Here is an 8,566-nt window from a genome sequence, read left to right on the forward strand (position 1 = left end):
ACGATCGGGCGGTCCAGGTTGGCGTAGTCGAACATGATCGAGGAGTAGTCCGTGATCAGCGCGTCCGCCGCCAGGCACACGTCCTCGGCCGAGCGGTGCGCGGTGACGTCGATGATCCGGTCCGAACTCCGGGCCATGCCCTGGTCGTAGAAGTAGTGGGCGCGCAGCAGCACCACCACGTCGTCCCCGGCCGCCTCGCAGAACGCGGCCAGATCCAGGCCGGGTTCGAAGCCGGTGGCGTGGTCGCGGTGGGTGGGGGCGTACAGCACCGCCGTGGCCCCCTCGGGGACGCCCAGTTCGCGGCGGACACGGGCCACGTCGTCGGCGGTCGCCGTCACGTACACGTCGTTGCGCGGGTAGCCGTACTCCAACTGCTCGTAGGAGCCGGGGAAGGCGCGCTCCCACATCTGTGTGGAGTGCCGGTTGGACGACAGGTTGAAGTCCCAGCGGTCCACCCGGCCCAGCAGCTTGGTGAAGCTGCCCGACCGCGCGGCCACCACCGGGTACGTCGACTGGTCCACGCCCATCTTCTTCAGCGGGGTGCCGTGCTGGGTCTGCAGATGCGTGCTGCCGGGGCGCTTGACGACACCCTCGGCGAAGTTGGCGTTGTTGATCAGGTACTTGGCGCGGGCCAGCACCTCCCAGTACCGGCGCGACCCGATCACCGCGTACTCCACGCCCTCCGGGACCGTGTGCGCCTGGTCGGCCTCCACCAGGAACACCGAGCGGATGTGCGGGGCGAGTTCGCGGGCCCTGGCGTGGATCGCGGCCGGGTTGCAGGCGTAGCCGCGTCCCCAGTAGGCGCAGTACACCGCCAGGTTGGGATCGAGCGGGCGGCGCAGGGCTCGGGCGTAGCGCAGCCGGGTGCGCAGCATGCGCGGCTTCGGCAGCCGGCGCAGTACCCCGGCGGCCACCCGGTTGGCCCCGCGCAGCGCGCGGAACGGGGTGTACGCGCCCGTCGCCAGCAGCCGGTGCTGCACCCCGAGGCTCCCGCCGGGCACCCGGTACCCGGCCGGGCGGTGCCTGCGGTACAGCCGTCCGGCGCGGCGGAAGAACGCCCGGTGGCCCTCGGTGAGCCGCTCGGGACGGGACGCGGTCTTCAGGACCTGGAGGAAGAGCTGCCCGAACAGGGCCCCGGCCCGCTCCGATGGGAGCGCGGACTCGGCGGCCCGGCGCAGCACCCGGTCCACCTGGTCCAGGACGTCGCGCTGGTGCGGTCCGGGCGCGTTCAGCCTGCTGCCCTGGCGCCGGGCCCGGTGCCGGACGACCGGCCGGCGCAGCACCGCGATCCGGCCGGCGGCGACGGTGACCAGACCGCCCCAGCCGAGGTCGGTGAAGTGTCCCTCGGGGAAGGTGAGTTCGTGCTCGACGAGGAAGGAGCGCCGGTAGCAGGCGCTCCACGCGGGGAACTGGACGCCGGTGAGCCAGGGGGCCGCGCCCGGCCCGAAGGCTCCCGTCGGGGCCTTCGCCAGCAGGGGGGCGGCCGGGTTGGCGGGCTCGCCCTCCCACCAGGGCACGCGCTCGTACTCGGCGTGCAGCACGTCGACGCCCGCGGTCTCGGTCAGCCGCTGGTCCAGCGCGGCCAGCGCGCCGGGCAGCAGCAGGTCGTCGCCGTCCAGGAACAGCACGTACCCGCCGCGCGCGGCCCGCAGCCCGGCGTTGCGCGCCCCGCTCAGTCCGGCCGACGGCGGCGAGTTCACCGGGAGCACCCGCCGGTCGCGCTCGGCGTGTGCTGCGGCCACCGCGGTGGCCGGGGCGTCGGGGGAGTCGCAGACCGGGATCAGTTCCAGGTCGCCGAAGGACTGGGCGAGGACCGAGTCGAGGGCCTGCGACAGCCGGCCCGGGACCCCGTGGGAGGGGACGATGATGCTGAAGCGGGGCATGCTGTTCTTTCTGTCGTCTTGCGGACGCGGCCCGGCCGCCCGGCGGGACGCCAGGTGGACGGCCGGGTCGGCGTGGGCCGCGTCGTGCCGAGGGGCATGGAGACTCCCGGAAGGTCCAACGGTGTTCAGCGGCCCTCGGTGACGGGGAGCGGGCCGGAAGGTTGTGGCACGGACGGCAGCGGCGCCCTGACCTGGGTCTCTGCCGCCGACCGCACCGGCCTGCGCGCACCGGGCGGCACCGCCTCGGGCAGCCCCGCCGGGCGCCCCAGCACGACATGGCGGACGACGCGCTCGCCCGCGCTGCCGTCGTCGTACGGGCAGAAGCGCTCGCGGAACGCGGCCCGCAGCCGGGCGGAGCGCACCCCGCGCCAGTGGCCGGAGGCGAACACGTCCGCGACCTCCTCCTCGGTGCGGGCCAGCGGGCCGGGCGGGCAGGCGAGCAGGTCGAGGTAGGCGCCCCGGACCGTGCGGAAGGTGTCCCAGTCCCCGGTGTGCAGCACCACCGGGCGGTCGAGCCCGGCGTAGTCGAACATCAGCGGCGAGAAGTCGGTGAGCAGCGCGTCCGAGGCCAGACACAGGGACGGCAGGTCGGGATGGGCGGAGACGTCGACCAGCCGGGCCCCCGCCGCCGGGGGCTCACCGAGCGGGGCGCGGGTCAGCAGGGTGAACCGGGGTCCGAGCAGGCCGAGCAGCCGGGCGGGGTCCAGCGGCGGGGTCTGGGTGCGCCGGTGGTCACGGCGCGCGGGCACGTACAGCACGGCGACCGCCCCCTCCGGCACGCCGAGGGACGCGCGCAGCCGGGCCACGTCGGCCGAAGTGGCGTGCTGGAAGACGTCGTTGCGCGGGCTGCCGTACTCCAGCGTGGTGTAGCCGCCGGGGTGGGCCCGCTCCCAGGTCAGGGTGGAGTGCCGGTTGCCGGAGAGGACGTAGTCCCACTGGCCGGCCTCGCGCAACTGCCCGGCGAAGTCCGTGCCGTGGGCGGCCGCCGGGCGTTCCTGGAGGTCGAGGCCGGTGTGGCCGAGCGGGGTGCCCTGCCGGGTCTGGACGTAGACCTGGCCGGGGCGCTTGACCAGGCCGGGCCCGAAACCGGCGTTGTGCACCAGGTACTTGGAGCGGGCGAGCGCGGTGAAGTGGGCGGCGGTGCCGGGGCGGTCGAGCCAGGCGGTGCGGATGTGCGGGGCGTGCGCGTGGAAGGCCGCCTCCAGGGCGCTCGGGTCGCAGCCCTGGTCGGGGGCGGGGTCGGCGGCGAAGAGGGCGTGGTCGGCGCGCAGGGGGAGAAGCCGCTGCACCCGGTAGTGCAGGCGCAGCATGACCGCCCGCAGCCTCTGTTCTCCGCGCCCGGCCGAGGCGCGGGCGTGGCGGCGGAGCGCGGCGGCCAGGCGCAGGGTGCGGAAGGTGCGGTGCAGGCCGTGCCGGACCAGGGCGCGGCGGAGGCCGGGGGGTACCGGGGTGCCGGGGGCGCGGTGGCGGCGGCAGTGGACGCGGGCCCGGCGCAGGAACGCGGGGTGGCTGTCGCGCGGGAGGCGGTCCGGACGGGTGGCGATCGTGGTGAGGTGGTCGAGCATGCGGGCGTACAACTCGGGCCGCCAGCGCTCCAGTTCCGGCCGGTCGGCGAGGTAGGCGAAGACCCGGTCGTACTGGTCGAACACGTCGAAGTGGCGGGGGCTGGGGGTGCGCAGGATGCTGCCCCGGCGGCGCTGGCGGTAGTGCACGCAGACCCGGTCGAGCGTGGCGATCGACCCGGCCGCCATCAGCACCGGGAAGGTCCAGGGGGTGTCCTCGTAGTAGCCCGGCGGGAACCGGAAGCCCTCGCGGATGACGAACTCCCTGCGGTACGCCTTGTTCCACGCCACCATCAGCACCCGCAGCAGCCCCGGCCGGCCGGCCAGGGTGAAGGGGGCCGGGCCGTCCTCGGTGAGCCGGTCCGCGAGCCGGTTGCGCAGGGCGGTGCCGTCCCAGTGGGTACGGGCGTAGTCGAAGACCAGCACGTCCGGCTCGCCGGTCGCCGCGAGGCGGTCCGCGAGGGCGCGCAGGGTGTGCGGGGTGAGGGTGTCGTCGCCGTCGAGGAAGAGCAGGTAGTCGCCGCACGCCTCGTCGATACCGGCGTTGCGGGCGGGACCCAGCCCGGCGTTCTCCGCGAGGTGCAGGGCCTTCACCCGGGGGTCGCGGGCCGCGTACTCGTCGATGATCGCGCCGCAGCCGTCCGGCGAGCGGTCGTCCACCGCGATCAGCTCGAAGTCGGCGCAGGACTGCGAGAGCACCGAGTCCAGGCACTCGGCGAGGTACGCCTGGACCTGGTACGCGGGGACGATGACGCTGAACCTGGGCAAGGCACATCCATGGGTCGGTCGGCGCGGGCCTTCTGCCCGGCAACGGCCGCCCAGGTGACTTGGTTACGGCTCCTACGGCATACGGGGGACGCCCGGGGGATCCGTACGGATTCCCCCGGGCAACACCTGTGCGGACGCGGTTACTTGACCGCTCCCGCCATCACCCCGGACACGAACTGCCGCTGGAAGGCGAAGAACACGGCCAGCGGGATCACCATCGACAGGAACGCGCCGGGCGCGAGCACGTCGATGTTGTTGCCGAACTGCCGTACCTGGGTCTGGAGCGCCACCGTGACCGGCTGGGAACCGGACTTGGTGAACACCAGCGCCACCAGCATGTCGTTCCACACCCACAGGAACTGGAAGATGCCGAGGCTCGCGATGGCGGGCGCGCCGAGCGGCATCACCACCCGTGCGAACAGCCGGAGTTCACCCGCGCCGTCCAGCCGGGCCGCCTCCAGCAGCTCGCGCGGGATCTCCGCGAAGAAGTTCCGCAGCAGGAACACCGCGAACGGCAGCCCGAACCCGATGTGGAACAGCACCACGCCCAGGATGGAGCCGAACAGCCCGACCTTGCCGAAGAGTTCGGCGATCGGGATCAGCGCCACCTGCACCGGCACGACCAGCAGCGCGACCACGCCCAGGAACCACCAGTCGCGGCCGGGGAACTCCATCCAGGCGAACGCGTAGGCGGCCAGCGAGCCGATCACCACCACGCCGAGCGTCGCCGGGACCGTGATGAGCACGGTGTTGACCAGCGAGTGGGTGATGTCGCCGTTCTCCAGCAGCTTGCCGTAGCTCTCGAAGGTGAGCTTGGACGGCTCGGTGAACACCGTCCACCAGCCGCTCGCGTTCATGTCCTCCGGCGAGCGCAGCGAGGAGATCAGCAGCCCGATGGTCGGCACCAGCCAGAACAGCGCCACCAGGACCAGGAAGAACTGGACCAGCCCGCCGCCCAGCCCCTGAACCAGCCGGGCGCCGAGGGAAGGCCGTCCCCGTACGGTGTCCTTCGCGGGCAGCTCGCGCACCCGTCCCGCGCTCTCGGTGTGCGTGCTCATGGCCTGCCCTCCCGCCGCAGCCTGCGGATGTTGAACAGCATCACCGGGATCACCAGCAGCAGCAGGAACACCGCGATGGCGCTGGCCACGCCGGGCCGCCCCTCGGAGAAGCCCTTGCGGTACAGCTCCAGCGCCAGCACGTTCGCGTCGTCCTGGGACGAGCCCGGCGCGATGATGTAGACCAGGTCGAACACCTTCAGCACGTTGATCATCAGCGTGACGGTGACGACCGCGAGCACCGGCGCCAGCAGTGGCACGGTCACCTTGCGGAACACCTGCCACTCACTGGCGCCGTCCACCCGCGCCTGCTCCAGCAGCTCCCTGGGCACCCCCGCGAGCCCCGCCGCGATCAGCACCATGGCGAAGCCCGCCCACATCCAGACGTACGACCCGATGATCGCCGGGGTGACCAGGGCCGGGCCGAGCCAGTCGACGCCGTTGTACGCCTCCTTGAAGTTGGCCGCCGGAAGCCTGAGCCGAGCCCCGTCCGCCGAGGCAGGCAGGGTGAAGGTGCCGTCCCCGGCCGCCTTCGCCGAGGCCACCACCTTGCCGTCCTTCACGGCCTCGATCCGCATCCCGGCGTACCCGCGCTCGGCCGGGTCCGGGGCGCCGAGCCTGCCGACGCCCTTGCCGCGGGTGAAGTCCTGCCAGACGGTGCCGGTGACCTTCCCCGGCTCCGGCCGGGCGGCGACGGCCCGGGCGGCGTCGTCCGGGAACTGGTCCGGGGCCACGCCGACCAGGGGCAGCGCGACCGGGGTGCCAGCCTTCACCGGGTCCTTGGTGACGAAGGCGCCGCCCTGTCCCACCAGCGGCGACTCGCGGCCGGGGTGCGCCTTCGGGAACGCCGACGACTGGGCGAAGGAGTCGTGCACCCCGACCCACACCGCGTTGGCGACCCCCTTGTCCGGGTCCTGGTCGTACACCAGCCGGAAGATGATCCCGGCGGCCAGCATCGAGATCGCCATCGGCATGAAGACGATCAGCTTGAACGCCGTCCCCCAGCGCACCCGTTCGGTCAGCACGGCGAAGACCAGGCCGAGCGCGGTGGAGACGGTGGGCGCGAACACCACCCAGATCACGTTGTTCTTCAGCGCGGTGCGGATGCCGTCGTCGGTGAACAGCGCCTGGTAGTTGTCGAACCCGGCGAACTGGTCGCCCGAGGAGTCGTAGAGACTGCGGACGACCGAGTACCCGATCGGGTAGAGCACGAGTGCGCCGAGCAGCACCAGGGCCGGCAGCAGGAAGAGCGCCGCCACCACCTTGCGCGTCCCGGTCACGCTCCTGCGGCTCCTCGGCGCGGCCGGGCCCGGAGGGGCGCCGGCCGCCGCTGCCGATGCCATGACCGGATCAGCCCCCGTTCCCGTACGCGGCCGCCGCGTCCTTCTCCAGCCTCGCCTGGGTGCCCGCGACGTCCTTCGGGTTCTTCAGGAAGTCCTGGAGGTCCTTCCACTCGCCCTTGCCGGGCGTGCCGCCGAACGCCTGCGGCGCCTGGTCGGACATGTCGAAGCGGAAGTCGTCGCCGGACTTGATGAGCGCCTTGGCGATGGTGCGCTGGGTCTCGTTCGGGTAGGCCGAGTCCGGCACGTTCTTGTTCGGCGAGAGGTAGCCGCCGAGCTTGGCCTGAACCGTCGCCGCGTCCGGGGACGCCAGGAAGGTCGCCAGCGCCTGGGCGCCCTTGGAGTCCTTCAGGATCACCGCCGCGTCACCGCCGGAGACCACCGGCGCGGTCGAGCCGACCGACGGGAAGGGGAAGACCTTGGCGTCCGCGCCCACCTTCGCCTTGGTCTCGCCGATGTTGACCTGCGCGAAGTCGCCCTCGTAGACCATCGCGGCCTTGGGCTGGTCGCCGCCGGTGAAGGTCTGGGTCACCGAGGCCGGGAACTCGGTCTGCAGTGCGCCGTCCGCGCCGCCCGCCACATAGTCCTTCTTGCCCCAGATCTGGGCGAGCGTGGTGAGCGCCTGCTTCACCGAGGGGTCGGTCCACTTGATCTCGTGCTTGGCGAGCTGGTCGTACTTCTCCGGGCCGGCCTGGGAGAGATAGACGTTCTCGAACCAGTCGGTCAGCGTCCAGCCGTCCGCGCCGCCCACCGAGAAGGGGGTCACACCGGAGTCGTACACCGCCTGCGCGGCGGTCAGCAGCTCGGCCCAGGTCTTGGGCTCCTTGGCGCCAGCGTTCTCGAAGACGGGGGCGTTGTACCAGATCAGCGACTTGTTGGCGGCCTTGTAGTAGACGCCGTACGGCTTGCCGTCGACCTTGCCGATGTCCTGCCAGCCCTGTGAGTAGTTCTTCGACAGCTCCTTGACGGCGTCCGGGCCGAGCGGCTTGGCCCACTTCTTGTCGACCGCCTGCTTGATCGCGCCCGGCTGCGGCAGCAGCGCCACGTCCGGCGGCTGCCCGCCCGCGATCTTGGACCCGAGGAAGTTGATGATCGGGTCCTGCGCGGGCACGAACGTCACCTTGGCGCCCGTGCGCTTCTCGAACTCCGCCAGCACCTTCTTGAAGTTCGCCTGCTCGGTACCGGTCCAGACGGCGGCGACCTCGAGTTCCGTGCCGTTCAGCTTCGGCAGGGTCACCGTGGAGCCGGTGGCACCGCCGCCGCCCTCGTCGGCGTCCTTCTTACCGTCACCGCCGGAGCAGGCGGTGAGCGTCAGGGCCCCCGCCAGCAGCGCGGCGAGGGCGGCTGCGGCCCGGTGCCCTCGAATGGTGTCGCTCGGCTTGCGCATCACTTCCCCGTTCGTCGTTCTCCGTTGAACGCCTGAACTCTGCTTGTGCGCTCCGGTGTACGCCGGGCCGCCCCGGTGCGGCAAGAGCACCCACAGGGTCCGGCCACGCATCGTGATGGGCTCGTGATCATCGGGGTATGCGTGCCGGCGCCGGTTCATTGCCGTGCTCCGGTGCTCAGAGCAGCGAGGGCACCTGACCGGCCGACACCTGCCGGGCCGCCCGCTCCACCGCGCTCGCCAGCAGGGCCAGGTCGGTGGGGCCGTTGCCCAGCTCGCGCACCGGGCGCCGGGTGGGGGGATCACCCATCCGCTGCCAGTCCAGCGGCAGTACGGTCGGCCGCTGGGTGGCGGTGCGCGGTATGCGGCCCGTCACCCGGCCGCCCTGCACCCCGGTGACCCGGCCGTCCGGGTACGCCAGCACCCCGCGCCCCGGCGCCGGTTCGCCTTCCGCGCTCCGCTCGGCGGGTCCCGTACCGCGTCCGCCGGAGGGCGCGTCCAGCGTCACCCGCAGGGTGGCCCGCCGCGCCGGTTCCGTCTCCGCCGTACGGCCGCCCGTGCCGGTCGCGGTCAC

At 72.8% G+C, this 8,566-nt stretch carries 5 protein-coding genes and 1 pseudogene; all 6 read right to left on the minus strand.

Annotated features, from left to right (window positions below; genetic code table 11):
• Positions 1-1,883: bifunctional glycosyltransferase/CDP-glycerol:glycerophosphate glycerophosphotransferase (locus GT030_RS26235; RefSeq protein WP_161203228.1), on the minus strand; the 1,883-nt coding region annotated here is incomplete at its 3' end.
• A gap of 125 nt (positions 1,884-2,008) precedes the next feature.
• The gene (locus GT030_RS26240) at positions 2,009-4,213 is read right to left on the minus strand and encodes a bifunctional glycosyltransferase family 2 protein/CDP-glycerol:glycerophosphate glycerophosphotransferase (protein WP_161203229.1); all 2,205 of its coding nucleotides are present in this window, start codon (positions 4,211-4,213) and stop codon (positions 2,009-2,011) included.
• Between the two features lie 140 nt (positions 4,214-4,353).
• Positions 4,354-5,271: a carbohydrate ABC transporter permease gene (locus GT030_RS26245; protein WP_161203230.1), complete on the minus strand. Its 918-nt coding sequence runs from the start codon at positions 5,269-5,271 to the stop codon at positions 4,354-4,356.
• A complete protein-coding gene (locus GT030_RS26250) occupies positions 5,268-6,611 on the minus strand; it encodes a sugar ABC transporter permease (protein ID WP_202460584.1) in 1,344 nt (447 codons plus the stop codon). The genes GT030_RS26245 and GT030_RS26250 overlap by 4 nt, the downstream gene beginning before the upstream one ends.
• 7 nt (positions 6,612-6,618) lie before the next feature.
• Entirely contained in the window at positions 6,619-7,995 is a 1,377-nt protein-coding gene (locus GT030_RS26255) for an ABC transporter substrate-binding protein (protein ID WP_161203232.1), read from the minus strand.
• 175 nt (positions 7,996-8,170) lie between these two features.
• A pseudogene (locus GT030_RS26260) lies at positions 8,171-8,566 on the minus strand (cell division protein FtsK); the annotation flags it as partial.

This window comes from Streptomyces sp. SID1328 (genome assembly GCF_009865595.1).
Classification (GTDB): domain Bacteria; phylum Actinomycetota; class Actinomycetes; order Streptomycetales; family Streptomycetaceae; genus Streptomyces; species Streptomyces griseoluteus.